Annotated in this window: 25 protein-coding genes and 1 pseudogene; 20 read left to right on the top strand and 6 right to left on the bottom strand. The window is 60.5% G+C overall.

The genetic code is table 11. The features are described from left to right. Window positions 1-128 precede the first annotated feature (128 nt). The 6 genes and pseudogenes from rsmI to WC585_RS06350 form a co-directional block, all read left to right on the top strand. On the top strand, window positions 129-1,001 hold the full coding sequence (gene rsmI, locus WC585_RS06375; RefSeq protein WP_373256840.1) for a 16S rRNA (cytidine(1402)-2'-O)-methyltransferase: 873 nt from the start codon (window positions 129-131) through the stop codon (window positions 999-1,001). Beyond that, window positions 998-1,426, top strand: coding sequence for a YraN family protein (locus WC585_RS06370; protein ID WP_373256839.1), 429 nt, complete (start codon window positions 998-1,000; stop codon window positions 1,424-1,426). Before rsmI ends, WC585_RS06370 begins: the two co-directional genes overlap by 4 nt. 14 nt (window positions 1,427-1,440) lie before the next feature. Further along, complete coding sequence (locus tag WC585_RS06365) at window positions 1,441-2,256, top strand: transglutaminase family protein (protein WP_373256838.1); 816 nt, start codon at window positions 1,441-1,443, stop codon at window positions 2,254-2,256. Window positions 2,257-2,327: 71 nt separating this feature from the next. Further along, the gene (gene gshB, locus WC585_RS06360) at window positions 2,328-3,275 is read left to right on the top strand and encodes a glutathione synthase (protein ID WP_373256837.1); all 948 of its coding nucleotides are present in this window, start codon (window positions 2,328-2,330) and stop codon (window positions 3,273-3,275) included. Between the two features lie 19 nt (window positions 3,276-3,294). Next, window positions 3,295-3,972, top strand: coding sequence for a hypothetical protein (locus WC585_RS06355; protein WP_373256836.1), 678 nt, complete (start codon window positions 3,295-3,297; stop codon window positions 3,970-3,972). 69 nt (window positions 3,973-4,041) lie between these two features. Further along, a pseudogene (locus tag WC585_RS06350) lies at window positions 4,042-4,683 on the top strand (magnesium chelatase domain-containing protein); the annotation flags it as partial. Window positions 4,684-4,757: 74 nt separating this feature from the next. Here the strand turns inward: WC585_RS06350 and WC585_RS06345 are convergent. Together WC585_RS06345 and WC585_RS06340 are read right to left on the bottom strand one after the other, a co-directional pair. Next, complete coding sequence (locus tag WC585_RS06345) at window positions 4,758-5,042, bottom strand: helix-turn-helix domain-containing protein (RefSeq protein ID WP_373256835.1); 285 nt, start codon at window positions 5,040-5,042, stop codon at window positions 4,758-4,760. A gap of 23 nt (window positions 5,043-5,065) precedes the next feature. Beyond that, window positions 5,066-5,296, bottom strand: coding sequence for a helix-turn-helix domain-containing protein (locus WC585_RS06340; RefSeq protein ID WP_373256834.1), 231 nt, complete (start codon window positions 5,294-5,296; stop codon window positions 5,066-5,068). 114 nt (window positions 5,297-5,410) lie between these two features. Between WC585_RS06340 and WC585_RS06335 the strand changes: the two genes are divergently transcribed. The 3 genes from WC585_RS06335 to WC585_RS06325 are packed head-to-tail and all read left to right on the top strand — an operon-like array spanning window position 5,411 to window position 7,322. Then, complete coding sequence (locus tag WC585_RS06335) at window positions 5,411-6,331, top strand: lysozyme inhibitor LprI family protein (RefSeq protein ID WP_373256833.1); 921 nt, start codon at window positions 5,411-5,413, stop codon at window positions 6,329-6,331. After that, window positions 6,328-6,501 (top strand): hypothetical protein, encoded by a 174-nt coding sequence (locus WC585_RS06330; RefSeq protein ID WP_373256832.1) that lies wholly within the window; start codon window positions 6,328-6,330, stop codon window positions 6,499-6,501. Before WC585_RS06335 ends, WC585_RS06330 begins: the two co-directional genes overlap by 4 nt. Further along, entirely contained in the window at window positions 6,498-7,322 is an 825-nt protein-coding gene (locus tag WC585_RS06325) for a hypothetical protein (protein WP_373256831.1), read from the top strand. Before WC585_RS06330 ends, WC585_RS06325 begins: the two co-directional genes overlap by 4 nt. Here the strand turns inward: WC585_RS06325 and WC585_RS06320 are convergent. Beyond that, the gene (locus tag WC585_RS06320) at window positions 7,309-7,527 is read right to left on the bottom strand and encodes a hypothetical protein (RefSeq protein WP_373256830.1); all 219 of its coding nucleotides are present in this window, start codon (window positions 7,525-7,527) and stop codon (window positions 7,309-7,311) included. The genes WC585_RS06325 and WC585_RS06320 overlap by 14 nt on opposite strands. A 72-nt stretch (window positions 7,528-7,599) precedes the next feature. On the opposite strand from WC585_RS06320, the gene WC585_RS06315 reads away from it, so the two are divergent. The 9 genes from WC585_RS06315 (at window position 7,600) to WC585_RS06275 (ending at window position 19,645) form a co-directional block, all read left to right on the top strand. Next, window positions 7,600-8,412, top strand: a complete 813-nt coding sequence (locus WC585_RS06315; protein ID WP_373256829.1) for a hypothetical protein — start codon at window positions 7,600-7,602, stop codon at window positions 8,410-8,412. Between the two features lie 104 nt (window positions 8,413-8,516). After that, window positions 8,517-11,381: a hypothetical protein gene (locus WC585_RS06310; protein ID WP_373256828.1), complete on the top strand. Its 2,865-nt coding sequence runs from the start codon at window positions 8,517-8,519 to the stop codon at window positions 11,379-11,381. A gap of 262 nt (window positions 11,382-11,643) precedes the next feature. Continuing rightward, complete coding sequence (locus WC585_RS06305) at window positions 11,644-11,931, top strand: DUF3761 domain-containing protein (protein WP_373256827.1); 288 nt, start codon at window positions 11,644-11,646, stop codon at window positions 11,929-11,931. Continuing rightward, entirely contained in the window at window positions 11,928-12,338 is a 411-nt protein-coding gene (locus tag WC585_RS06300) for a hypothetical protein (RefSeq protein ID WP_373256826.1), read from the top strand. Before WC585_RS06305 ends, WC585_RS06300 begins: the two co-directional genes overlap by 4 nt. A gap of 511 nt (window positions 12,339-12,849) precedes the next feature. Next, on the top strand, window positions 12,850-13,821 hold the full coding sequence (locus WC585_RS06295; protein WP_373256825.1) for a hypothetical protein: 972 nt from the start codon (window positions 12,850-12,852) through the stop codon (window positions 13,819-13,821). Then, on the top strand, window positions 13,818-14,408 hold the full coding sequence (locus WC585_RS06290) for a hypothetical protein (protein WP_373256824.1): 591 nt from the start codon (window positions 13,818-13,820) through the stop codon (window positions 14,406-14,408). The genes WC585_RS06295 and WC585_RS06290 overlap by 4 nt, the downstream gene beginning before the upstream one ends. 690 nt (window positions 14,409-15,098) lie before the next feature. Next, complete coding sequence (locus WC585_RS06285) at window positions 15,099-16,232, top strand: hypothetical protein (protein ID WP_373256823.1); 1,134 nt, start codon at window positions 15,099-15,101, stop codon at window positions 16,230-16,232. 126 nt (window positions 16,233-16,358) lie between these two features. Further along, the gene (locus WC585_RS06280) at window positions 16,359-18,125 is read left to right on the top strand and encodes an ATP-dependent endonuclease (protein ID WP_373256822.1); all 1,767 of its coding nucleotides are present in this window, start codon (window positions 16,359-16,361) and stop codon (window positions 18,123-18,125) included. Beyond that, a complete protein-coding gene (locus WC585_RS06275; protein WP_373256821.1) occupies window positions 18,125-19,645 on the top strand; it encodes a UvrD-helicase domain-containing protein in 1,521 nt (506 codons plus the stop codon). Before WC585_RS06280 ends, WC585_RS06275 begins: the two co-directional genes overlap by 1 nt. A gap of 42 nt (window positions 19,646-19,687) precedes the next feature. Here the strand turns inward: WC585_RS06275 and WC585_RS06270 are convergent, their stop codons facing one another. After that, entirely contained in the window at window positions 19,688-21,370 is a 1,683-nt protein-coding gene (locus WC585_RS06270; protein ID WP_373256820.1) for a hypothetical protein, read from the bottom strand. 326 nt (window positions 21,371-21,696) lie between these two features. Between WC585_RS06270 and WC585_RS06265 the strand changes: the two genes are divergently transcribed. Together WC585_RS06265 and WC585_RS06260 are read left to right on the top strand one after the other, a co-directional pair. Beyond that, window positions 21,697-22,449: a recombinase family protein gene (locus tag WC585_RS06265; protein WP_373256819.1), complete on the top strand. Its 753-nt coding sequence runs from the start codon at window positions 21,697-21,699 to the stop codon at window positions 22,447-22,449. A gap of 763 nt (window positions 22,450-23,212) precedes the next feature. Further along, the gene (locus tag WC585_RS06260) at window positions 23,213-23,443 is read left to right on the top strand and encodes a hypothetical protein (RefSeq protein ID WP_373256818.1); all 231 of its coding nucleotides are present in this window, start codon (window positions 23,213-23,215) and stop codon (window positions 23,441-23,443) included. A gap of 320 nt (window positions 23,444-23,763) precedes the next feature. On the opposite strand, the gene WC585_RS06255 is transcribed toward WC585_RS06260, so the two are convergent. Together WC585_RS06255 and WC585_RS06250 are read right to left on the bottom strand one after the other, a co-directional pair. Continuing rightward, a complete protein-coding gene (locus tag WC585_RS06255) occupies window positions 23,764-24,339 on the bottom strand; it encodes a DUF4142 domain-containing protein (RefSeq protein ID WP_373256817.1) in 576 nt (191 codons plus the stop codon). 269 nt (window positions 24,340-24,608) lie between these two features. Then, the gene (locus tag WC585_RS06250) at window positions 24,609-25,235 is read right to left on the bottom strand and encodes a tyrosine-type recombinase/integrase (RefSeq protein ID WP_373256816.1); all 627 of its coding nucleotides are present in this window, start codon (window positions 25,233-25,235) and stop codon (window positions 24,609-24,611) included. Between the last annotated feature and the right edge of the window lie 200 nt (window positions 25,236-25,435).

The following is a 25,435-nucleotide window of genomic DNA, read 5'->3' as shown; positions in this document are numbered from 1 at the left end:
CGCCTGGACGCACAGGCGAACCCTCCGCGCGCTGATGCTCCGTTTCACCCGAAACACGCGTCCGCGCCTTTTTCGGGCGCGATGAAGACTCTCGACCCTGACCGCCCGCGCTGGCAGGGTCGCGGCAGATGACCGAGCCCTCGCCCTTTCCGCCGACCGCCCCGCCGCCGCGCCTGGTTTCGCCGGGCCTGTATCTGGTGGCGACACCGATCGGGAACCTGCGCGACATGACGCTGCGGGCGCTGGACGTTCTGGCCGCCGCCGATCTGGTCCTGGCCGAGGACACGCGCGTCACGGGCAAGCTGCTGTCAGCCTATGGGCTCAAGGCCAAACTGGAACGCTGCGACGACCACGCCTCCGCCCGGGCGGCGGAACTGGCCATCGAACGGCTGCGTGACGGGGCGGTGGTGGCCTTGGTCTCGGATGCGGGCACGCCCCTGGTCAGCGACCCCGGCTTCGTCGTGGCCCGGGCCGTGATTGCCGAGGGCCTGCCGGTCCATCCCATCCCCGGTGCTTCCAGCCTGCTGGCCGCCCTGTGCATCGCAGGGCTGCCCGCCGACCGCGTCACCTTCGCCGGCTTCCTGCCGCCCAAGTCAGGTGCCCGCCGCTCTGCCCTGGAAGAGCTGCGCACCACCCGCCAGACCCTGGTCGTCTTCGAGAGCGGACCGCGCCTGGCCGACAGCCTGGCCGACATGGCCGCCGTCCTCGGCCCCCGCCCCGCCGCCGTCGCCCGCGAGCTGACCAAACTCTATGAAGAGTGCGTGCGCGGGACGCTGGACGAACTGGCCACCGACCCCCGCTGCCAGTCGCCCAAGGGCGAAATCGTCGTCGTCATCGGCCCCGGCGAGGTCGAGGTCGCCAGTGAGGCTGACACCGACGCCGCCCTGGCCGAGGCCATGACCCGCCTGCCGCCGGGCGAGGCCGCCGCCGAGGTCTCCCGCGCCCTGAACCTGCCGCGCAAGCCCCTCTACAAGCGGGCGCTGGAGATGCAGGGCCGGTGAGCCGCAAAGCCCCCCGGCTGAAACCCGCCGCCGTCGCGCGGGCCAAGCAGGGCTGGCGCATGACCCTGGGCCGCGACGCCCACCGCCAAGGCCATCGCTCCGAATGGCTGGCGGCGGCCTGGCTGATGCTGAAGGGCTATCAGCTGTTGGGTTTTCGCCTGAAGACCCGCGCCGGCGAAATCGACATCCTGGCCCGCCGGGGCAAGACGCTGGCCGTGGTCGAGGTCAAGCGCCGCGCCAGCGTCGAACAGGCGCTGCTGGCCATCGGCCCGGACCAGTACGAGCGCCTGCTCTCCGCCGGACGCGCGGTGTTGCGCCAAAGACCCAGCTTGGCCGGGCATCTGCTGCGTATCGATATTGTGGCGCTGGCCCCCGGACGGTTTCCGGTTCATCGTCGCGGCATAGAGCCCATGGGGAGGGGCTAAGAGGGGCTGACGACATGACGCGCGACGAGGCCATCGAAGTTCTGACCCAGGCCGGTCAGGCCGAGGACGATGCCTTTCCGCTTCTGGACGCCGCCATCGCCTGCGCTATCCACGACGCCCCCCTGCGTGACCCCGCGCCCGTCCGCGACCTGGCCGACCGCGCCGCCGAACGCCTGGCCGAGCGACTGATCGAGGACAGTCCTGACGAGGCCCTGTCCGAAACGATGTGCAGCGACTTCCGCCTCAACGGCGACCTGCTGCATCACGACGATCCGGCCAATACGGACATCATCGACATCGCCGAGCGCAGGCGTGGCCTGTCGGCAGCGCTCAGCGTCTTCTATCTGGACGCCGCGCGGCGCAACGACCTGCGGGCCGACGGCGTGGATTTTCCCGGCCACTTCCTGTTGCGGGTGGAAACGGCCGAAGGGCCAGTCGCCCTGGACCCGTTCAGCCAGGGGCGGCTGGTCCTGCCGTCCGAGCTCAGCCGTCGCGCGCTGCGGGCGGGCCTCACGCCCCACGTCGCCGACCGGCTGGATCTGCTCATGGCCCCGGTCAGCGACCGCGAGGCCCTGATCCGGCTGCAGAACATGGTCTTCGTCCGCGCCATCCACGCCCATGACTATGAGGGGGCCGAGCGGTCGGCGCTGCGATGCGCCCTGCTGGACCCCGAGGATCACCGTCCCTGGCTGGACGTCGCCACCGCGCGCGAGAAGCAGGGGGCCCTGACCGGCGCGCTCCAGGCCCTGGCCTGCGCCCGCACCCTGGACGACCCGCTGGCCGCGCGCCGCCAGATCAGCCTGGACCGGGTCCGGCTTCAGCTGAACTGAGACCGCCCGGCCTTGCGCCGCCTTGCCCGCCTGCCCATTAGTCTGGGGCAGAGCAGCCGAGGACCGAGCCCATGAAAGTCGCCATCCAGATGGACCCCATCGAAGGGGTCAACATCGCCTCGGACACCACCTGGCTGATGGCGATGGAGGCGCAAGATCGGGGCTATCCGCTCTGGGTCTATGATTTCCGCACCCTGGCCCTCGACGAAGGGAGCCTGTACTGCCGCGCCCGCCCGGTGACCCTGCGCCAGGTCGAGGGCGACCACGTCACCTTCGGCGAGGAGGTCAAGCTGGACCTCGGCAAGGACGTCGACGTCATCCTGATGCGTCAGGATCCACCCTTCGACATGGCCTATGTCACCGCCACCTATCTGCTGGAGACGGTCCACCCCCAGACTCTGGTCGTCAACGACCCGGCCCAGGTCCGCAGCGCGCCCGAAAAGCTGCTGGTCACCCACTTCCCCGACCTGACCCCGCCGACCCTGATCAGTTCCGACCCGGTCGCCCTGGTCGATTTCCACAAGCGCCACGGCGATGTGGTGCTGAAACCCCTGCACGGCGCGGCCGGTTCGGGCGTAGTGCGGCTGAAGGCGGACGACCCCAATCTGGAGGCCCTGATCGAAATCCACGCGACCGGCTCGCGCGACCCCCTGGTGATCCAGAAATTCCTGCCGGCGGTGTCAGCGGGCGACAAGCGCATCCTGCTGGTCGACGGCGAACCCGTCGGGGCCATCAACCGCGTGCCGCTGAAGGATCAGGTCCGCTCCAACCTGCGCGTCGGTGGCACGGCGGCTCCGGTCGAACTGACGCCGCGCGACCTGGAAATCTGTGCCGCCATCGGCCCGACCCTGAGGGAGCGCGGCCTCATCTTCGTCGGCATCGACGTGATCGGCGACTGGATGACCGAGATCAACGTCACTTCGCCGACGGGGGCCCAGCAGCTGAAGCAGTTCAGCGGCGTGGATGCCGCCGCCCTGATGTGGGACGCGATCGAGACGCGGCGCATCCCATCAGCGTAGTTTTGTATCGGAGTTTTCAATGCAGGCCCTTTTGCTTCTTGCTTCAGTCCTCTCAGCCCAACCGGCTCCGCCGCAGGACGCCGCGTCACCTCGCCGCCCGACAATCGAACAGCTGAAATCCATCATCGAGACACGCAGTCCGCAAACGCGCGTGGAGACCGTGGATCACGACCGGATCGCGGTTCGACGGATCGATGTCGTCGATGAGGACGGCACCATACGCATGACACTGGCGGCGGACACTCCGGCCCCGATCATCGATGGCATCCAGTATCGCCGGGCCTTCGGCGTTTCGGGACTGATCCTCTATGACGAGGATGGCAGTGAGCGAGGCGGCTTCGGTGTCGCAGACGTAGACGGCGGCATGGCCGTGCTGGCTCTCGATCATCCAGCCATGGACGCTATCGGCTGGCGAGTATCCCCGGACGGTTCCGTCAGCTTCAGCATAAATCAGGCTCCTCCGCTGATCCGCGACCCCGCCTTGGGCGACCGGCTTGTCCCCGGCGTCCAGACCTCCACGCGCGTTCAGTTGAGCGTCGCCGCAGATGGAACCCCTGCCGTTGGTCTTGCAGACAGCGACGACCGTACTCGCGTTCGCATGACCGTGACGCCGGAAGGCTATGGGGCGATCGAGTTTCTGAATGCCGCCGGCGAGGTGATCCACACCCTCGCCCCCGAAGCCGCCCTCGCTCGCTGAACAGGGTTTCTGGTATTGCAATCCACTTTAGTTCATGGTTCGTTCTTTCTCGGATAGCGGGAGCGGGTCATGGTCGCCAGTGTCGTCACGGTTGCCTTCGAGGGGGTGGATGCGCGGCGTGTGGACGTGCAGGTCCAGCAGCTGTCCAGCGACCAGCCGTCCTTCACCATCGTCGGCCTGGCCGACAAGGCGGTGGCCGAGAGCCGGGAACGGGTGCGGGGGGCGTTCGCGGGCATAGGACTGGCTTTGCCGTCCAAGCGCATCATCGCCAACCTGGCCCCCGCCGACCTGCCCAAGGAAGGCAGCCATTTCGACCTGCCCATCGCCCTGGCCCTGCTGGCCTCCATGGGCGTCATTCCGCCGGACGCCCTGCAAGGCTGGGCCGCGATCGGGGAGCTGGGGCTGGACGGCCAGATCGCGCCGGTGGGCGGAGCCCTGCCCGCCGCCGTGGCCGCCGATGCCATGGGGCTGGGTCTTATCTGTCCGGAGTTCAACGGGCCAGAGGCGGCCTGGGCGGGTGATGTCGCCGTGCTGGCCCCGCGCTCGCTGATCGGCCTGGTCAACCATTTCAAGGGCGTGCAGGTGCTGCGGCGGCCCGAGCCGGGGGCCATGCGCGATGGAGCCCGCGTGCCTGATCTGCGCGAGGTCAAGGGTCAGGAAAGCGCCAAGCGCGCGCTGGAGATCGCCGCCGCCGGCGGTCACAATCTGCTCAGCTTATTTCTTAAACAGTACGATGTTTGGCGGGCCCCTATTTCGCCGTCCTTGGGCCCGTCTCGAGGATGGATCTAGTGCTTCGTGGCCTTGAAATAGGCGTCCGATTTGACCGCAAATTCGTCCCATCCAACATCCACGAGTTCGTAAAGCTCAGCGTCCATGGCCTTGGTCAGGGCCAAGAATGTTGTGACCTTCATGTCCACCTTGCCCGCTTCGATCCTACGGATTGTGGAGACTGACAGGCACGAGTGCCTCGCAACCGCCGCCTGACTGATCTCTAGGGCCGTCCGCCATCTCCGAATGTGCTCCGCGAAGGCTTCCAAGAAGAGAATTGGCCCGCTGGGTTCATTGGACATTGTCGGCCTCCGAAGGCTGCGGATCAGCCTCTCCGGCCGGTTTCCGACGGCTCCGACACCAAGACAACGACGGTGGTGCCAAGCGACAGAGCTATGTTTTCGAGATTGTCGATTGTCAGATTTCGTTCGCCTCGCTCCATCTCACTGACGAAACGCTGATCGGACGCCGCCTTCACGGCAAGCTCCTCCTGAGTGAGACCGGCCGCTAGGCGAAGCCGCTTCACGTTGCCGCCAATTGTCTTGCGCAGGTCCATCCGACCACCGTTGACGGTGACCAGGGCTCAAGTTTATTCCATATAAAGAATAATAGGTGCGGTTGTCCGTGGCGGGGAGCTGGTGGATGCCGGCCTCTCACGAGGGGACACGGCATGAAGATCACGCACACCGCTCTTGCTGCAATGGGCTTCATGTTGCTTGCGACCGAGGTCAGCGTTGCCCAATCAAGTTTTGACTGCCGTCGGCCTCGATCAGAAGCTGTGGCCACGATCTGCGCAACTCCGCATCTTGCCCAAAAAGACCGTGAGGTTGACGCCGCCTATTCCAGGGCACTCGATTCAGCCGACGAGCCGAACCGTGTGCGAGACAACCACACCGCATGGGCAAACAGCCTCACCATCTGCGGGGCTGATCGCCAATGTCTCGCAGAGCTGCTGGATGAAGAGCTTGAGGCGCTGGAATACGCCAGCCGACCAAGGCCGGTGGGGGAACGGCTATCGGTACCCGATCCAGAGCCAGAACTGGCGTTACCACCCAGCCCGGCACCGATTCAAAGCATCGAGGAGCCACCCACTGAACCGACGTTCGACCTCGCACCTGTCGAAAGGCTTCCCGCTTCCGAAAGCTATGAGAACTCGTTCGAACCAGCCTCGCCAATACCAGTTGAGGGGAGCGAACCCGCACCGGCGAAGCGCAAAGTGCCTGAATGGAAAAAGGCGGCGTTCGGTGGCCTGCTGCTGATCCCGCTTCTCGGCATCATCGCAGGGCTGTTGGCGACCAAGTCGCTCGCCGAACACACCAGTCGCCAGTTCCAGTGGCCGCTGATCTTGAACTGGTGGAACGTCACCTACCTCGTTGGCATCGTCGGCGGGCTATTCGTTTCGACTATGGGCGTCCCCGCATCGGGCCGCGTGTTCTTCGGCGCTACGTGCCTCGTCATGCTGGTCGTCAATGTCAGCAAGACCAACCTGCTCACGGGCATCGCCATGACACTGGTCCAGCCGTTTGTCGTGGTCATCCTGTGGCTCGCATACGGGATTGCCAAGGCTAATGTGCAAGGGCGCAGGACGTGAAGCGCTCCAAGCCAAAGAGCAAACTGAAAACCCCGCCTGAGACCGAGATCCCGGCGCTGTTCGCCACGGTCCATTTCCAAAGCGATGAACGTCCCGACGGCTACTCCGCCGAAGACATTGCGTCGCTCAACGCCATCGCCAACAAAGCCAAGCCGAGGCCGCCCCAATGAAAACGTCCCTGACCGCCATCCTCGTTGCCGGAACCCTTTGCACGCCCGCCTATGCGGAAACATTCATCGGCGGGAGCGAAGCCGGCGTTCCCCAGAGCCGTCCAGCACCCCCAATCAGCACGCCAAACCCAGACAGGTTTAGATATCCCGACCTCGATCCGACGGCTCGGCGTGTCGGTGATCGCCTTTGCTATGCCTTCATCCCGATCGCAGCCCCTCGGACGCAAGACATCTGTATCCCAACGCAGAACTTCGCCGATACCCTTGACCCAAAGCCGGACATGATCAGTCAGGTTTTCGCTGGCAACACGCTGGACACCGATGTCGAGCAGCTAGCGAAGTGCCACATCCGACGCCGGGACGACCCTGGGATCGGAACGGCCCCAACCGACGACCCGACCAACGGCTATCAGTTCGACCTGAGATGCCCGAGCCGGAGAGAAGGCGGCGGGCATTACGAACTCAGCGTGGCGTTCAATCGGGACTACTACCTGCCTTATCGCCTGGTGGATTCCGTGTGTGGCCCTGATCAAGCGACAGTCGGCTCGCAGTTTGATCAATACGTCCGCACAACGCTTGGCGAACCAACGGCGGTCGACACCCGGGGCACGTCCATTCGTCAGTATCACTGGGCCGGAACAGGGACGAACATCTGGCTCACCAAGAACGAGGGAGGGCAAGGAGCGTGCGAGAATCCCACACCACAGCAGCGCAGTTGGATCGGCCGGATTGCCATTTCCAACGCCACCTGGGATTCATTCACGGCATACATGACCGGCTTGACCCAACAGCAGCGTGACAGCTCATTCAATCGGTTCTGATCATCCGATCAAACCCGGCGAAAAATCGATTCTCAGGCAGTTTGAACCGGCCTTCTGTCGTCGCCGGGGCAAACTGCCTGAAATTCCAATAGCCGGGTAGAACCGCAAAAAAACCGGAACCTCGGCGCACCAGCAAAAATTCGATGATGGTCTCATACGGCCCAACGTCAGCGAGCGTTGGTTGCTTTAATTGTTTGATGGGCAATGTTTCTTTTCGGTAATTTTGTCGGAAAATACCGTCTACTTGGTCTGCCTCTTATTCACCCCAGAGGCAAATATGACCAGAACAACGAACGACATATCAGCCATTCAGCTGTGCGACCCGACCGCAGCGACGGCAAACAATCACGTCGGCCTGATTAGGTCAACCAAGCCGATCGGCGATCAATCTTCCTACCCCAGGATCCAGAGCTCTGCCACCGTAGTCGACGGCAGCTCAGACATGAGCGCTAAGCCGTTGTCACCCGACGGGCCGGCAAAAAGTGCGGTTGCCCAGTACCGCGAAAACGCTGGTTCACCCTCACAGACCCATCCAGCTGAGCAGCCGCGATCCAGCCGCTCATCGCCCGACATTCTCACCAGTGCGGATGAGGCCCCGGTCGACGTCGTCCAAGAATTCGAAGGCCTTCACACGTCCGACTTCGACGTCCCTATGGCTTCTGCCAACGCCTTTATCCGGAATGCTTTCATCGTCACGCCTACGACCCCCCTGGTCGAGGTGCAGCAGACGTTCGCTGATCTCAAATTGTGTGGTGACTATTGGGGCGCTCGAGTGCGCCAAGGCCTAGCAGGTGACCGGCTCTACGTAGCGATGAAGGTAGATGGCGAGAGGCTCACCCACTGGGCCGTCTACCTGCGCTGCACTGATCCCGAGACCTTCATCTCCACCCAGGCTTCGATCGCCAGCCAACTTAACCACCGCTTCGGCAAGGCTGCAGAACGCTGGGACGGGGACAATGCCCGCCACAGAACGTTTGGTTCTGATCCCGCTGAGAGGGTCAGACTGCATCGACGCTCGGGCGAAGAGTGGGGAGCAGGCTCAGTGCTGATCCTGTCCAGGAAATTTCAGCAGCAGGCAGAGCAGACGTAGCGGCCCGCCAAACCGCTGCCCTCGCTCACTGAGGCCGCCCGTCTCGTCATCTGTGATGACAGCGGCGGCCCCCCACACCATTCGAGACACCTCAGGAGCTCCACATGAGCCGCCAGACCCAATTCTACACTGCCGCCCGCCCTCAGTCTGAAGTCCGCATTCGTATCGCTGGAGAGTTCAGTAAAATCCCAATTGGGGTGAGGGAAGATTACTTTTACGGAACCCCTCCGAAACCCCCCAAAGGCTCTGCACGGAAGGCGTCTGATGTCAGTGGCGGTCGAGGTGAGGACGCTTGCCTCGTGATTGGCTTTGACACCGAATACGTCCCTCCGCCTTTGACCTCTCGAGACGACCTTAAAGCTGGCAAAGGCAAAGCCACGCCGGTGTCATACCAAGTGCATTGCCGGTTGGTGGACGGGGAGAGCCCCGAGAATGGCAAAGAGTGGTCAGGCGTTTTTTATCCCGTCACCGCCGACGACCGCTTTCATCTCGATGAAGTAATCAGCTTTGCGGTTTGCCGGGGCGTTGAGATGGGCCACGTCACAAAGGTGCCGCGCCGCATTGAACTCATCAGCCACTTCAGCCGTGCTGACATGCCGATGCTGGAAGACCTCGATCAACTCACTCCATTTCTGGACGCGGTTCGAGGCGTGTTCGTCACTCTGCAACCGCTCAAGCTGCGTTACGCGTTGGATACCGGGCCGATCGACCTGAAGGTCTCGATCCGTGACACGTATCTTCTGACTGCCGAAGGCGCAAAGCGTCTTGAAGACCTCGGCGAGGTTGTCGGTGTGCCCAAGATCAAGCTTGCCGAGGACCCTGAGGACGAGGCCGCGATCAAGTCTCGTATGGACTTGGTGCTAGCTACAGATCCCGATCTTTTTGAGCGCTACGCCCTGTCCGATGCGGAGATATGCGTGCGCTATTACGAACATTTGCGTGAGCTTTGCCGAAAGACCATCGGCACGGCGAAAGTTCCGCTCACCCTTAGCGGCATCGGGGTGAAACGCCTTGAACAAATGTGGGTTCGCCATAAGGCCATCGAACCGTTGCAAGTGTTGGGCCTTGAGGAGGTTCAGGGGCGGACGTTCGATGATCGGACTGGGCGAGTCTTTAAGAAGAAGTCGGTCGTGGATCGGGAGCTCGTGCACCTGAGGCGAGCCCTAGCCATTGAGGCATACCATGGCGGGCGAGGTGAGCAATTCTGGTTTGGTCCAGGACCGGATCAGCCCCAAGCAGCGACCTGGCTACAGCACGCACCAAGGCCTTTGGTGCCGACCGCGTCATCGCCTCCCATGGTCTGGAACGATTTCGACCTATCGAACGCCTATCCGACCGCCATGTCCCTGATCGGCTATCCGGACTGGGACAATATGAACTTGCGGCCGGAGCTATCGGATTTCAGCCACTCGGTCTTGGGTGTGGCGCTTGTCGACTTCGAGTTTCCTGTGTCGGTGCGATTTCCTTGCCTGCCCATCCGCACTGATCGGGGGATCATCTTTCCACGTCGCGGTCGCAGCTATTGCACAGCCCCTGAGATCGCTCTTGCGGTTGAACTCGGTGCAACGGTGACGGTCAAAGAGGGTGCCGTTGTGCCCTGGCTGACAACCTCTATCCGGCCGTTCGGTACCTTCGTCGAAGACGCAATCAAGGAGCGCAACAAGCACGCCAAGGGGTCACTGGAGAACCGATTCTGGAAAGAGTTGGTCAACAGCCTTTACGGCAAGCTCGCTCAAGGTCTCCGGGTGAAACGCGTCTTCAACGTGTCAGATTCATCGATGAAGCCCCTGGAACCTAGCCTGATCACCAATCCGTATTTCGCGGCATTCGTAACGGGCTACGTGCGTGCGATCTTGGCCGAGATCATGAACGCCCTGCCCGTGCAGGTGCAGGTTTTTAGCTGCACGACGGACGGCTTCCTATCGACGGCAACGCAAGACCAGATCGACGCCGCGAGCACTGGAACGTTGGCAACCTCCTATCGCGAAGCGCGGATGCTAATCGCTGGATCAAGCCAGATCGTTGAGGCCAAACATCAGACGGGCCAGCTCCTGGGGTGGCGCGCCAGAGGGCAGGCGACGTTAAAGCCTGGAGAGCCAAAGGCCGATGAGCCAGCGTTCAACTACGTCTTGGCAAAAGCTGGGATTCGCACGCCTGCTCAATGTCAAACGGTTGCCGAGCAGAACGAACACATCGTGGAGCTTTTCCTGACCCGAACTCCGACGACGACGGTTCTTATCAAGTCGCTGACGGGCGTACGGGACATTGTTCTCGATAAGAACGACTTGGTCGATAGGCACTACACGCGCCGGCTCGGCATGGAATACGATTTCAAGCGCCGACCTGAGGCCATCGGGAGCGGTGTAGTCGGCGAATACCGCCACGTCTCGTGGAGCAGCATGCCGTGGGATACGGTCGAACAGTTTAACACTGTGCGTGATGAACTCGACGCTTATCGCGCCGTCAACAAAGCTGGCAGCGCCGAGGGTGGGGCATCGGCTCCACAGCGCGGCTGCATAATGACCCAGGATGACTACACCGGTTTTGCCATGCGGATCGCTTTGAAGGCGAGTGGTGGCGACGTAGGCTATGTCCACGCCGAAAACCCCGACATCAAACTTCTACGGAAGGTTCTTTGTACCGCCCGGCACCACGGTGAGGCTGGGTTAGACAAAGACAGCGATGGTCTGACCGCTGCGCAGTTTGCAATGAAACTCACCGCTGCCGGGATACCCTGCAAGCGGACTGATGTTGAAAACGGGAAGAAGAAGGTCTTCACACCCCATAGCGTGACGGCGTCTGGGCCTGTCTCCACAGCCTTAACCGCCTTGGCAAAAGAGTTGCCGGGCCTCCGTCCATCAGAACTGCTCACGGTGACCAAGCTGGACCTTTTGGCGAACCTGGGGTCGCTAACGGCGGATGGGCGTCGCTTAGGATTGCGACTGTGGAAATACCCCCGAGCCGCATAAGGCTGGCCCTCCCAGCGCAGGCTGGGAGGGCTGATCCCCTTGCTTTGGTTGCTTCAGTAAAAGTCCCGTTGGGGAGAAGGGCTAGTCTTCTTACTGAGCTCAGACCTTTAGAGCTTCAACCTACCTCATTGACTGCTCCGAAGGAGCGCCGATGAGCGAAGCGAAGAGGCCACTTCAATAGCCTTTAGATGCCTTGCACAACTAGAGGCTAGACAGGTGCTGATGATTGCCGGATAGGTTGGAGGCGTCCTGGGGAGGGCTTGTGCGGCTTCAAATCCTATTAGTGTGTTTTGCGCTGGCGATGCCGACGGTGTTTGTTGGCGTTGTCCCGGCCGAAGCGCTGTCGTGTGGCTCGGGCTATTATCGCAATTCGGCTGGCAACTGCATTCCGTCGCCGCGCCGTCCAAGAGCCGGTCAAGCGCAAGGGTTATTAGGCACTTCCAACATTCCATCGGGTGCAACAGCTCGTTGTCGTGACGGGACATACAGCTTCTCCCAGAGCCGTCGCGGCACGTGTTCAGGGCATGGTGGCGTGGCTAGTTGGCTATGAGCGCTAACGGCAACGGTTGCGGCGCTTGGATAGCGATTGCGGTTGTCGCGGTCGTCGTTTGGCAATGCACCCGCGATCGGACGCCAGAAGAGGTCGAAACCGACTACTCCAGTTTCAGCACCATCGAAGTGCCAGAGACGGAATATCCAGCATATCCGACCGTCGATTATCCGGCCACGGATTATGGTTCGCCTGAGCCATATGTCAGTTCCGGCTATCAGGACGCGGGCGCACCATACGGCTGCACCGATGACTGCTCAGGCCACGACGCTGGTTGGACCTGGGCCGAGGAAAATGGCGTTGCCGATCCCGCTGACTGCGGCGGCAACAGCTTGTCGTTTGAAGAAGGCTGCATCGCGTACGCTGAAGAGCAGCAGGCAGCACAGCCGGGCGAGGATCGTTGGTGACGTTTGGCCTCTGCGATCAAATCAAGAAAGGTTCGAATGAGCCCGCTCTGGCAGCTCTCGTTTCTAGAGGCCGGCTGGCAAAGCTTTTCGGCCTACTGATTACGTTTGAGGAGACGACGCCGAACAGCGCGGTGGGCGAATAGCCCATCTCTCAGGACGACTTCAAGGGCAAGTGGTCGTTGATCGCCTCGGCACATTGATCCTGCGTGATCCCACTCGGCAAAACCTTGGCTACTGTTCTATGCCTGCAAACGCATCGGCTCCCGCGCCAGCGACCTGCGCGCCATTCGCCTTCTTCGCATTGCCTGCCTTACGCGCATCGGCTGCAATTGGTCTCCTAAGCGAAACGTAGATCACGAGATCGTCGCGCTTCAGAACATAATAGGTACATCCGCCCCAATTATGAAGTCAGAGAATGAGGTATCTTCTACTCATTGGTGAATCTTCATGCGTTAAGCTAGCTTCCGTCTGGGATTGGCGGGCCGCGGATGGCTTCGTAAGGGAGGCTATTATGGCAGCATCAAAACACGCCCGTGATATTCTGTTCTTTGACGTGATCGTTGAACGCCGGACCAATCAGGCTCCCTTTCCTCCGCTGTCGGCACTAGTCGCGCTTTGGGCTACCGCCCATGCCAACCCAAAATTTCCGGCCAAAGAGTTCGAGAAGGGCTCGATCACATCCATCATCAAAGACATTTCGATCGTGCCTGACGACGTCGCAACTCTGCTGATCGAGGTGTCAGACAAAAATGCTCCGAACCAGACCTATCTGGACCACGAAGCAAAAACTGCTAGGCATCTGCCCAAGGCCAAGCCCGAGGGTAATGGTCATTCCGCTCACATCGTCCTGTCGCTCAAGCAGCAGAAGGGACAACCGAATACGTATCTAGCCCTTATCGAAGCCATTCCTGGCGTGTCGATCGCGAAGATCCAGTCCACTCTCAACACGGCTATTCGGCTTCTATGCAAGGCAGATGATAGCCTCTTCACCTTTGTGAAGGCGGGCGGGATCAAGCAGAAGCCGAAGACGTATGTCCCTCACATCGTGCTTGGAGGGCACCCCTCGAAGCAGTTCCTGAGTGATTTAGAAACAGGCAAAGTCTCGGGCCTGAAACTGATCGCTCCCCAAGGCAAACAGGTCTTGGGCCAAAGTCCATTCTTACACGTCAACAACTACTCGATGGACGTAAGCGTGTCGAAGGACATACCGAAAGGGCAGCGTTGGAAGACGTTGTTCACAGACATCGCGTCCAAGAACGCTGAATTCCCGCTGGCGCGAATTTACGTCCAACCCGAAGAGGGTGGTAAATCGTTCCACGTCGACGTTGATACCACCACGGGCAAGGTCATTGGCGAGGCGTATATCCGCTCTCGCAGGTTCGCCGGGATTACGCCTATGCTTGAAAATAGTTCTGCCGACGCCATCGTGACCCATTTCGCCGATCTCATGTCCACGCTTCTGTTAAAGGAGAGAACCGTGTGAGCGAGCGCTATCAATTCCTCCGCCCGCTCGCCTTCATGACGATTGATGGTCCTAGCCTCGGTCTATACCGCCTTGTCTGGCCTGTGGCTGTGACAGTGATTGCATTACTGGCCTACGTGCTTTTGCCTGAGCGAGTTGATCTCGTTGGCGACAAATCGGCCGCCGACTACATGGCCGGATTTTTCGCTACATTGCCCGGCTTCTTCATTGCCGCCCTCGCCGCGGTCGCCACATTTAACGGCGGTGACCTAGATAAGGAGCTGCCCGGCGTAACAGTGGCGATGGTGGTGAACGGAGATGAAGACAACTTGCCTATCAGCCTGAGAGTCTTCCTCTGCTATTTGTTCGCCTACCTAACAGTGATTTCATTCGTCGGTTTCTTCATCTGCGTAGGTGCGGCGTTGATTGCTCCTAGCGTCGCGACCTGGGCTGCCGATTTTAATGACGTCAAACTGCTTGAGCACACCGCTCTGGTGGTCAGCCTGTCATTCGTGGCTCTCTTAACTTTCATCACAGCCAGTGTGCTGTTTTGCACCATCCAGGGCCTCTATTTCCTGGCTGAGCGGGTGCATCAAACGATCCTCTGACACAGAGTCGTCGCTGCACGTGTTCAGGTCATGGCGGCGTGGCAAGTCGGCTATGAGATAGAAGCGTTGGCGGTCCGAAAGAGGGTCTGGTGAGCTGTAGAACCGAGGTGCCGATATCTGGTTGCGGACCGCTCTCGTTCGGTCGATGTCGGTCCTTGAAAGAGATGGTCGAGCTATTTCTGAAAGAGCGGGGTGATCGTGGTCAACGTGAGGCGCTCTGGTGGGGAGACCCAACACTCTCCTTTGAGCACACGTGCCAGCGAGCACTGTTCACCCTTGGCAGCGAGACGACACGTGACGCTCATCAATGGACCTTCTCGAAAGCTGATCTAAACGCGCTCGCAAAGCAGCTCGCCTCTCACGAGGCTGAGCTCTCACAGGTGACCAGCTTTCACGAGCTTTATGAGGCGGTTGAGCGAGCCCTGAGTCTCCCTAAAAATGGCAAGCCGCTGCTAGTGTACGACATCGCGCTAAGGCTCAGTCATCGTCTGAGCTTGCAACCGACCGCCGTTTATCTGCACCGGGGGCCGCGCGCGGGTGCCAACTCCCTCAAGTCCGGGCTCGGTGCACGACGTACTCGCCCACTGGACGACTTTCCGATGTCAATCAGGACGCGTCTCACAGCTGCTCAGACTGAGGACTTTTTATGCCTCGCGAGAGCGCACTTGCGACCGGAGCTCTGGGACTGACATGCCAAACTTCATCCACCGGTTTGATCCGGCCGCTGCAGACCCGGTTGGTTCCACATGCGCGCTCTCGACAATCGAAATCGAGAACGCGGGTCTTCTCGAGATTCTGCAAACGCCGGGTGCGCCGGTGGGCCACTGGGGGCTATTCGATCCTCTCCTTGATCCGGGCAATCCGGACTTCGTCTTTCGCGAAACCCTCGGAAAGTCACGGGAGGTAAAGACTGCGATCTCCGGTCTCTTCGGCCGTTTCGTCGCTCGCGCTTACGCGAGCCGCTATCTGAACTTCACCCATTTTGCGCACATCCACAGTCCCCCGATGCGCCTGCATCGGTTGAGCCGGGCTCTTGTCGTGCGGCGGCCGAGGCACAGGGGTGATCTCCCAGACTGGGCGGTCTGGAGCCCGCGCATGGGCATGGGAATAGTTGAAGCCAAAGGCACGCATGCTCCCGCGGGTCCCAGCCGTATCCTCGCCAGTGCCTACCGCCAAGCAGAGAGAGTCGAAATCCAGATCGGCGGCCGTAGAGCACGCTTCAAACGGTACGCCATCGCGACAAGATGGGGTTTCCTAGCTTTGGGCAGCCCATCTCAGCCTATCCTGGCAGTGAAGGACCCTATCGAAGAGGGTGAGGATGTCAGTGAGGAACAACTTGCCCAAGCGGGCGTAGGCATCGCACGACGGCACATGGCGTCGCTCCTTCGCCCTCTCGGTCATGTGGAGCTCGCTTCCGCTCTGGATGAATTGGCAGAAACATCGTTCCGAAACCGTGAGGCGCTCGCTCGTACTCGCGTCGAAGCCCTGCTCGACAGTGGCGAGAGTAAAACGGTCCGCCGCGGCGACGGGGCGGCCGGTGAGCTGTCTGACGACCTGATCGGCGGGTTCGTCACTCGGGGCGGTGTGATTGCCGAACAGGACATCTCGGTCAGTGACCAAGAAACGCTGCAACGTCTGAAGCTGTCACCGCGCTTCATCGGCATTGAGCGGAGCGCAATCAAAGCGGCGCTCGACGGTGATGTTTCGACACTCCTGACGAAGCAGATCGAAGCGAAGTTGCGAGACGATCTCACGGATGGTGCAATGGACGGAGGCGGCACGACCATCGTGCGGCTCGACGAACGCGGCACAGAGATCGTCTGATTGATCGCCGCATGTGACTCAAAGCGGCAGTGAAAACGTCTGTTATAGGCGAGAGGGCGTGCAATACTCAGGACAGCCTACTCGACTGGATTTTCATGCGGCGCAGGCATCGGGTGATCTAGCGTTATGTCGACACAAGAGACTCAGATCGCGGCCGATGTGCCGTTTATTCGATTGCTGACCATCAAACGGTTTCGCGGGATTGAGGGTTTGACTTGGCGGCCCGCCAGGGGAGTCAACATCCTCCTCGGTGGAGGAGATGTCGGTAAGACTACTATCCTTGAGGCAATCGCGTTGCTTCTCAACCCGACCAATGCGACGGCGCTGTCTGACTCCGATTATTGGCAGCGGGACAACGATCAAGGGTTTCAGATAGCCGCGACAATGTCGCTCCCACTAGCGACTGGAATTGCCGAACAACGTAATGCGGTCTGGCCTTGGGAATGGGATGGAGAGAACCCGAAGCTTCCGGCCACGGAAGCAGGCGATCCGTCGCCAAAAGAGCCCGTTTACTGCGTTCGCGTAACCGGCTCGCCTGACTTCGAGCTGGTCTACGAGATCGGTCAACCCGATGATACATTTGACCACTTCTCGGTGGCAGTCCGTCGTAAAATCGGGGTCGTAAAGCTAACCGGGGATGATCGGAATGATCGAGACCTGAGGCTTGTTCAGGGTTCGGCGCTGGAGCGTCTTCTCAACGACAAAACGCTTCGGGCAAAGCTGGGTCAGAAGGTTGCAGAAAGCGACATCGAAGGCGCGCTAAAGCCGGAGGCAGAGGACGCGTTGGACGCGCTCGGCGAGCGGTTCCAAGAACGCAACTTACCAAGCGTTCTAGGGCTGGGCCTTGTAGGCGGCCCGGGCTTTTCCCTAAGCGCTTTGGTCGGCCTGACTTCCGAAAAGGACGGAGTAGATCTACCACTCTCCAGCTGGGGTGCCGGCACACGACGACTTGCCGCCCTGGAGGTTGCCAACGCCCATCAAGTTGCACATCCGATTATGGTGGTCGACGAGATCGAACGGGGATTAGAATCCTACCGCCAGCGCGTCTTGGTCGAAGAGCTGATCAGCAGCCCCTCACAAGCGTTCGTGACAACCCACAGCGCCGCGGCTGTGAGCGCGGCGGAGGGTGCCGATCTCTGGTACGTCGATTCCACAAGCGCCATCGGTCACCTTCCATCTTCATTAGCCGCTCAGCGAGCCCGCGACCCAGAAACCTTCCTCGCTAGGTTGGCGATCATCGCTGAAGGCAAGACGGAAGTCGGCTTCGTAACCGAACTGCTGACCCGCGCTCTTGGTGGTGACATTCGCCGACATGGCCTTTGGGTGAGCGACGGCGGTAGCAACACAGAGACGCTGGCCGTCCTTCAGGCACTTACAAAAAGCCGGTTGACGTTTGGCGGGTTTGCGGACGACGAAGGTACTGATGGCACTGGCTGGGCAGGTGTGAAGAATCAGCTAGGCGACCGATTGCTCCGATGGAAATCGGGCTGCCTCGAAGCCAACGTCATTGCGCATATTCCAGACGAAAAGTTGGAAGAGTTCATCCGTGATCCCGACGGAGACGCGGGCGAACGTCTGCGCACAATGGCTGACCGGCTGGGTCTGCCGAACACATCGACAGTGGCTCTTCGGGAAAATGGTCCCGCCTTCAGACAGCTCATCATTGAGGCGGCCACCGGCGCCTCGCATCCCGATCCTGAAGCGAGCAAGGAGACCAAGAAGGCTTGGAAAAAGCATGGTCAGCGGTGGTTTAAAACCCGCGACGGCGGGAAGGAACTGGCCGAAAAAGTCTTCGCCTTGGGCATCTGGCCAAAACTCTCTGATGAACTCCTGCCATTCGTGAATGCTGTCCGGCGAACCGTCGATCTAGAAGACATTGAATTGGTAGCTTGATGAGCGATGCGTCGGTCGCAGAGGCTCTTCGATCTTCCGCGCGCTTAGTTGTCGTGGAAGCGCCGGGTGGCTGCGGTAAGACTTATCAGGGGGCTGAGTTCGCACGAGACGCCGCTCCAGTTTTGGGGGGCGGGCGGCTTCTGATCCTCACGCACACGAACGCAGCGTGCGATGTGTTCGCGCACCGAACCAAGGGCATCGGCAGCTCCACTGAAATCCGCACCATCCATGGTCTCATCACAGAGATCGCGGGGGCCTATCACAAGGCTCTTGGTCTACCTGCCGACGTTGGAGCATGGGCACGGCGAAACGACGGCTACGACCAACTCGCAGCCCAAGTTGCAGTTCTACTTGCGCGAAGCCCTTTCATCGCGGCCAGCCTCGCGCACCGATACCCGATGATCATTTGCGACGAGCATCAGGACGCCAGCGCGGACCAACACGCCATCATCATGAGCCTTCATCGCGCTGGCTCGCGCTTACGGATTTTTGGCGACCCGATGCAGCAAATCTATGGGTCGCACGCGAGAACTGCAGAGATCGCTCAGGCAGAAGCGCGATGGGTCAACCTGAAGGGGTCGGCCTGCAAGTTTGAAGAACTTGATTATCCGCACAGGTGGGACAGCGGAGAGCCTGAACTTGGACGCTGGATCTTGGATGCGAGGGATGCCCTCAAAGCTGGCGGGCAGATTGATCTTACGGGCGTGCTGCCGCGCGGGCTCACCGTTCATTACGCAGACAATACCGCCCAGACAGCTCTGGGGTTCAGTGTGGACCGGCGTTTGTCGCCTCCGATATACGCCCGGAGCAGACTTCCGCAGATGTTAGTTCTGACCGGAGCGAACGACACCTGCACCGCACTTCGAGCGTTCTTTGGGCGCTCGATCCCGCTCTGGGAGGGACATGTCCGCGACCACATGGCCGCGTTGGTGGTCCATACCAGAGACAACGCTGGCAATCCCGGCGCGCTGGCGCGCGGCACCGTTTCGTTTTTGCAGAAAGTCGGGTCAGGTTTCACCCTCAGCGATCAGGGCAAGATACTTATCGAAGAGGCGGAGACCGGATGTACCGGCAAGCGCCGAGGCAAGCCTGAACTCGTCCAGTCGATGGCCCGCGCCATTGTCGAACGACCTGATCATCGAGGCGTAGCGGCCGCATTAAACCGGCTGCGCGAGCTAAGAGCCTCCCAGAGGTCGTTTGCCGATGTCCATATTCATCACGCCCGGGAGTTGGCCGAGGCGATCCAGCTCGCCGGCTTCGACGATCCGGACGAAGGGTTCGCGGAGATCGCTAGGTGGCGCACTCACACACGCCCGATACTGCCTGAAAAAGCAATCAGTACCATCCACAAGGCCAAGGGGCTAGAATTTGACAACGTCATGCTTATGCCTTGCGACCGATCATCATTTTCCAGCACTCCGGCAGCGAGGGCGAAACTCTACGTCGCCATGAGCCGCGCAAAGCGCAGCCTCATGCTGGTCGTCTCTAGGGCGCGGCCAAGCCCGCTTTTCATTATTTGACCGAGGTGGGCACGTGCGAGACTTTCATCGCCCGAAGCCGCGCTAGTCCTCGTCCAGATCTCCGAAATCGTCGATACGATCTCGCCACAGCGGCATCGCCACCATCGGAAGATTGTCGCGCGACAAGGCAGTCAACTTGGGACGGCTCGCAGCGCCCCCGCCGAGCTCGGTGTCGAGGTCAGGAAACACAGACGGCACGACCAAACCGCTCGCTCTTCCTTCGACGGCAACCGTCACAAGGGGGTGCCTGATGAAATGCTGGTACAACGCGTCCGTGATGCCCTTCTCCTTGTCCGCCTTGGCAACGGCAAGGACTGCCTGACCATCCTTCCAGTCAATCGGCGTGCGCGTGCGCGCGGCTTTCTCGGCCGCGAGTTTCACGAGCGCATCGGCCTCGATCGTGCCGGTTGTCCAAAGCTCGAACTGGAGTTTCGCCTCGCGTCGATAAGGATCGTTCTTGTAGTGCGCCCGCATCACGGCGATCTTCGTCAGCCACTCGTCGACCTCGGCCAAGGTCAGCACACCGCCCGGCTCCTTCGCCTTGCATTCGATGGTCCTGATGTCGCTGCCCGCATTGTTGAATGCGATGACATCCATATCGACGGGCTTTTGGGTGTCGGGGTCGCGCGCGATGATGCCCATGTCGATGGACGCGGCATTGCGGCGGACGAGATAGGCGACCAGCAGCTCGAACAGTATGCCGCGCAGATTACCCGCGCGGCCTTCGATGTCGCTGAGATTGTCGACAAGGTCGAGAAGGCGCTTCGGACTCGATGCGGCATAAGCAGCAGCGTTCTTCAACGTCTCCACGAGAGAGGCCAGGGCCGCCCCGGTGCGACGCCCGAACAAATCGTAAGGCGTCGCCAGCATGATGCCCGCCCGGTGACCGGCAGTCAGCGCTTCCCCCGTGAAACGCTCAGCGACAAGGATCGAGACGACCCCCGCGCTCGGCAACGCTGATCGCGTCATGCGCGCCTTACGAATGAAATACTGGATGTCGTGCACGGTCATCACCCGGTCGACAAAAACGTCAGCGACAAGGAAGCCGAATTCCTGCTTCTCGCGCTTTAACGGGAGAAGATAGCTTGGCCCGGCCAGGTCGTATGAGAACGGCCCGATTGGTGTCAGCCGCTCCTCGCCGCGCACGGAAATCGAGTTGTAACCGGCGAAGCCAATTTTCCGCGCCCACTCTCTGACCGCATCAATCAAAACGCGCTCTGCGGTACGACGGGCGCGGACATCCTTTTCCCCCAAGCCGAGGGCAAGCCCTGGGCAAAGAAGGTATCCTTTCCCCAGCTCTTCGTTGCGATATTGTCGGATGAAGTCGGCCGCGAGCATCGACTTCGCGAGCGCATGTGACGTCACTTGGCCGCGTTGCGGATAGGCGTAGGCGGCGCTGATGACAGCAAACTCGCTCTCGGTGACGAAGCCACCTCTTGCGGCCATTCCATCGAGCGCTGCGCCAAAAACGGAATTCGTCTCGCGCAAATCTCGCATGAGATTGGCCCAGAAAATTTCTTGGCTGCGCTGCGAATGCAGATAGAGGAACGCCTCGCGCTTGGGCAACACTTGCACCGGGAATCGGTGAATGCCACTTCGCGTTCGGAAGACTCTCTGGCGAGCCGCTTCGGCACTCGCGCCCTTTTTGACAAACGCCTCTGCGATCCTGCCGGCGCGGGAAGGACCATGCTTCTTCAGAAACTGAACGACGTCGTCACTCACCATGTCACACTGCTTAATTTATATAGTCTTCTACCTCGTGCCTTCCCCATTTTTCAAGCCAAGAAAACCCCATTGAAAAATATGATGAATTCGAAGGGTTTTCCGCTTTAGGGTCGCTTGATTTGTAACTGACACCAGAAACCCGCACCCACATGGCATTGCTGGAGGCTAATCGTCCGAGATCGAGAGGGACCGCCGAGGTCTGCATTTGGCGCAGGGCTGACGAAGCGCAGGCCTCCGCCCAGCCTCGTTGCCCGAACGCTCTTTTCGGGTGACCCCGGCCATTTCGGCAAACGTTCATTTGCCGTGAGGTAGGTCGGGAAACGTCGATGAAAGCTATCGCTTATTACCGAGTGAGCACGGCCTCCCAAGGGCGCAGCGGTCTGGGATTAGACGCTCAACGACACGCCGTTCAGCAACTTGCAATGCGGCGTGGAATGTCAATTTTGGCCGAGTTCACCGAGGTGGAAACAGGCCGACGCGACGACCGTCCCGTGTTGAAGAAGGCTCTGGCCAGAGCGAAGCTGACTGAGGCGACCCTCGTGATTGCGAAACTTGATCGGCTGTCTCGTAACGCGGCATTCTTGCTGACCCTGAGAGACAGCGGTGCGCGGTTCTTGGCTGCAGATGTCCCGGATGCGAATGACCTAACCATCGGCGTGCTCGCCGTGATCGCCCAGGCTGAGCGCGAGATGATTTCGCGGAGAACAACCGAGGCCCTGGCCGCAATCAAACACAAGATCGCTCGTGGTGAGACACACCTATCCAGCCGAAGCGGACGACCTGTGAAGGGACTGGGCAATCCTCGTGCTGAAGGAGCGCTCGGGAGATACGCAGGAGATTTGACGCTAGCTCGGCGGGCGCGTGCGCGCCGAACGGCCACTCGATATCGCGAGCTCGCTCCCGTTGTGGCTGCGATCATGGCTGCCGGACACACGAAGCCCTCGGCTGTGGCAGCCGAGCTCAACCGACAGGGCATCGCCACTGTTCGCGGCGCTAAGTGGCACGCTTCGACTGCCGCTAGGTTGATAGCTGCCCGCGTGGCTAGAGCGTCGGCTATGCGGCTCGGCGTGAAGGGCTGATTTCGACCCAAAGCGGACATTGTGCTCCCCAACCCGGACGGTAAGATGGGCTCGACGCGGGAGGCTATATTGAACAGGCTGGTCTTGGCAGTTGCCCTACTTATGGGTGCCCCCTCCCCAACTTCCGCGCAGAGTGTTCCCGAGGGAGTCCATCGATTTGCAGATGGATCGGCCGCGATGTGTGGGATTGTGGGGGCAGACGCCACTGACCTCCTCGCGACCGCTCGTCAATCCGCAGACCTTACGGCAGTGCCGATCGCTTCTGACCGCTTCGAAATATTCGAAGGGGGCGATCCTGTCAGATATCAACTGGTCGCCACCTTGCCCACGGAGCCAGCGTATCCGGCAGTTTCTTGTCGGGAACTATATGAAGACGGGGGTGCACTTCGAATGAAGCGATCTATGCGCTGCGATGCAGAACGCTCCGCCTGCGACGCGCTTTTTCAAGAATTCCAAACACTGGACGCCGAATTCACCACAGCGATGCAGGGCGGAAGCCGCTAACGAACGTCCGCTCACCACCCAAAGCGGACATCCCAAGAGTCCGGTTTGCAGCTATCGCGACAGCGACCAATCAAAGACCCCCGGCGCTGGAGGCACCGGGGGTCTAAGGATCGGTTATCAGAAGCGGAGCGACCCAGGCTAACGGGGGGAAAGGTCCGGGCCGGCTCCGCATAGACAGTGCGCGAAACCGGCCTGAGGTTCCGGCAGATTCGACATAGGCGCATCCCTGTGATGATCTTCCGCTCAAGGAGGTGACGTCATGGCATCGACTAGGAAACTGTTGCGCGAAGAGGCAGGGGTAAAGCTTTTCGAGGTTGGTGAGCCGAAGTCCTTTGGCAAGGCCAATGGCTGTCACTACCGCATATCGACCATGCGTCGGAACCAGCCGATGGTGTTGGCGGACCTGACCGAAGCACAAGATGCGTTCGACCTGGAAGTCATCGCCTCGCTTATGGATCCCGTCGTCCAGCACTTGATCGCCCGACACTGAGGAATAGCAATGCACAAACCGGCGATGGAGCGAGCCTTCGAGCTCGCAAACTCGGGACGGTTCAAAGTCTCAAGGGACATTGACCGGGCGCTGAAGAGCGAAGGGTACAACAACGTAGAAGTAGCGTCCCTGTCACTGCCCAGCGTCAGGAGCGACCTCTTAAAAGAGTGCAGGACGGCGGCTAAACAACTCAGCGAAGCAAAGGCCACGCCAACCAAATCTGACGTGGCACTTTAGCTTTAAGGATCGGGACATAAGGCTGCGCCTCAACCATAAACCCGCCGCCCCACTGGGACGACGGGCTTTGGCTATCGATAGGATTACATTGCTGCCTTGAGCTCTTCGGCTTGTCGAAGGTGCGCTTCGATCTTGGGCAGAACTTCTCTGGCGTGTGCAGCCAGCGCCGGGGCGTCGGTGTTGTCTGCGAAGCCACGATGCAGTGTGATGGCTTCCTGGTGGGCGGCAATTTGCTGGTCCAGGTAGACCCTGTTGAAGTCGGAAGCGCTCGCTGATCGCAGGTTATCAATCAGGCCTTGCCGACGTTCATCCAGCGAAGTTGGCATGGTGACGTCAGGCGCAGCTGCTGGGGCCGTCGCTTTGAACTTGGTGGAGGCTGCGGTGTGATCAGCCTTGATCATCGTAGCCAGTTCTTTGACTTGGTCGTTTGTCGAGCGCTCCAGAGCTATGTCTGAGGCTTGTATCTCATACATGTCGCCCATAGCGGCGTTAGGCACGTAGGCGCTCACGAGGTTGCCGCCCATCGTCGCTGCCGAAGTCTGGCCGACGGGAGCCGACGCTGCATCCTGAGCTGCGTCGACTGCTGGAGATGCCCCTTGTTCGTTGCAGGCTGTCAGCAGCGCGATTGAAGCGACACCGGCAAAAAAAATCCTGGTCATGTTGATCCTCCCAAAGTGAGATTCACGAACGTGAACCTTCGGGAGATGTTCCGCGTCGCTGCCGCTTCTCAGCGCACAAACAGCAACGCGCGCCGCCGCAGAGTATGACGGGCCTGAACGCCTCATGGGGAGCTGGGCATCTGTCTGAACGAGGACTAGGTGTCGGCCCGGATCAGGTGACGACCTGAATGTCTGCCCTCGGGCGGCTAGACAATGTCCGCTTTCCACCCTTAGCGGACCCTGAGAGAGTCCGCTTTCGGGATGAGTGCCTAGAGCTCAATCTGCTCCGAAAGGGAGAGGGCGTCGTCAACTTCGATACCCAAATATCGCACAGTGCTCTCAAGCTTTCCGTGTCCAAGAAGTAGCTGGCAAACGCGGAGATTGCCGGTCTGCTTATAAATCAGCGCGACCTTCGTCCTTCTCAGGCTGTGGGTGCCGTACGCGCCGACGTCCAAGTCAATCGTCCGAACCCAACTGTCCACGAGCCGTGCATACTGGCGGGTGCTGATGTGCTGGCCCTCCCGCATGCGGCTTGGAAACAGCCAATCGCATGCATGATCGCCACGTATCTCTAGCCAACGGGCAAGGGCGTCGCGTGCAGGTGACGTTATTTCGAATGGGACAGGGCGTCCTGTCTTCTGTTGGACGACAACCGATCTCGCGCGAAGAATGCCGCCTTGCACCACATCACCGATGCGCAGCGCGACAAGGTCGCAGCCTCGCAGTTTCGCGTCCAAGGCGCAGTTGAACATCGCTAGATCGCGAACTCGCCCTGTAGATTTCAGCTGCTGGCGTATCCCCCAAATGTGCTTCGGCTTCAGCGGTGCCTTTGCACCAACTACCCGGCCAGCGTTCCAGGGTTTTTGAGGAAAGCTGAAGAGATCGGTCTGGGCCATTGCGCCCTCCTTGGAGGCCCCCAAGGCAGCAAACGCACAACTCCCGAAAGCGGACTCTCTCAGGGTCCGCTAAGGGTGATGGGGTGGACGCCCCCCGACGGCATCGATGTGCCAGAGTGAGGGTGTTGAACAACACTCGAGGAGGCGTCCATGGGACAGGTTAGCACTGTTGGTCTGGATCTCGCCAAGAGCATCTTTCA

Origin of the sequence: Brevundimonas sp., from assembly GCF_041648055.1 — a bacterium.
GTDB lineage: Bacteria > Pseudomonadota > Alphaproteobacteria > Caulobacterales > Caulobacteraceae > Brevundimonas.
Note: the sequence above shows the minus strand (reverse complement) of the source record. Positions and strands in the feature narration are given on the sequence as shown.

What these genes read in the sequence shown, in the direction of transcription:
- rsmI (WP_373256840.1), top strand. Translation starts at nt 129, where the DNA reads ATGACCGAGCCCTCGCCCTTTCCGCCGACCGCCCCGCCGCCGCGCCTG.
- WC585_RS06365 (WP_373256838.1), top strand. Translation starts at nt 1,441, where the DNA reads ATGACGCGCGACGAGGCCATCGAAGTTCTGACCCAGGCCGGTCAGGCC.
- gshB (WP_373256837.1), top strand. Translation starts at nt 2,328, where the DNA reads ATGAAAGTCGCCATCCAGATGGACCCCATCGAAGGGGTCAACATCGCC.
- WC585_RS06355 (WP_373256836.1), top strand. Translation starts at nt 3,295, where the DNA reads ATGCAGGCCCTTTTGCTTCTTGCTTCAGTCCTCTCAGCCCAACCGGCT.
- WC585_RS06345 (WP_373256835.1), bottom strand. Translation starts at nt 5,042, where the DNA reads ATGTCCAATGAACCCAGCGGGCCAATTCTCTTCTTGGAAGCCTTCGCG.
- WC585_RS06340 (WP_373256834.1), bottom strand. Translation starts at nt 5,296, where the DNA reads ATGGACCTGCGCAAGACAATTGGCGGCAACGTGAAGCGGCTTCGCCTA.
- WC585_RS06335 (WP_373256833.1), top strand. Translation starts at nt 5,411, where the DNA reads ATGAAGATCACGCACACCGCTCTTGCTGCAATGGGCTTCATGTTGCTT.
- WC585_RS06325 (WP_373256831.1), top strand. Translation starts at nt 6,498, where the DNA reads ATGAAAACGTCCCTGACCGCCATCCTCGTTGCCGGAACCCTTTGCACG.
- WC585_RS06315 (WP_373256829.1), top strand. Translation starts at nt 7,600, where the DNA reads ATGACCAGAACAACGAACGACATATCAGCCATTCAGCTGTGCGACCCG.
- WC585_RS06310 (WP_373256828.1), top strand. Translation starts at nt 8,517, where the DNA reads ATGAGCCGCCAGACCCAATTCTACACTGCCGCCCGCCCTCAGTCTGAA.
- WC585_RS06300 (WP_373256826.1), top strand. Translation starts at nt 11,928, where the DNA reads ATGAGCGCTAACGGCAACGGTTGCGGCGCTTGGATAGCGATTGCGGTT.
- WC585_RS06295 (WP_373256825.1), top strand. Translation starts at nt 12,850, where the DNA reads ATGGCAGCATCAAAACACGCCCGTGATATTCTGTTCTTTGACGTGATC.
- WC585_RS06285 (WP_373256823.1), top strand. Translation starts at nt 15,099, where the DNA reads ATGCCAAACTTCATCCACCGGTTTGATCCGGCCGCTGCAGACCCGGTT.
- WC585_RS06280 (WP_373256822.1), top strand. Translation starts at nt 16,359, where the DNA reads ATGTCGACACAAGAGACTCAGATCGCGGCCGATGTGCCGTTTATTCGA.
- WC585_RS06275 (WP_373256821.1), top strand. Translation starts at nt 18,125, where the DNA reads ATGAGCGATGCGTCGGTCGCAGAGGCTCTTCGATCTTCCGCGCGCTTA.
- WC585_RS06270 (WP_373256820.1), bottom strand. Translation starts at nt 21,370, where the DNA reads ATGGTGAGTGACGACGTCGTTCAGTTTCTGAAGAAGCATGGTCCTTCC.
- WC585_RS06265 (WP_373256819.1), top strand. Translation starts at nt 21,697, where the DNA reads ATGAAAGCTATCGCTTATTACCGAGTGAGCACGGCCTCCCAAGGGCGC.
- WC585_RS06260 (WP_373256818.1), top strand. Translation starts at nt 23,213, where the DNA reads ATGGCATCGACTAGGAAACTGTTGCGCGAAGAGGCAGGGGTAAAGCTT.
- WC585_RS06255 (WP_373256817.1), bottom strand. Translation starts at nt 24,339, where the DNA reads ATGACCAGGATTTTTTTTGCCGGTGTCGCTTCAATCGCGCTGCTGACA.
- WC585_RS06250 (WP_373256816.1), bottom strand. Translation starts at nt 25,235, where the DNA reads ATGGCCCAGACCGATCTCTTCAGCTTTCCTCAAAAACCCTGGAACGCT.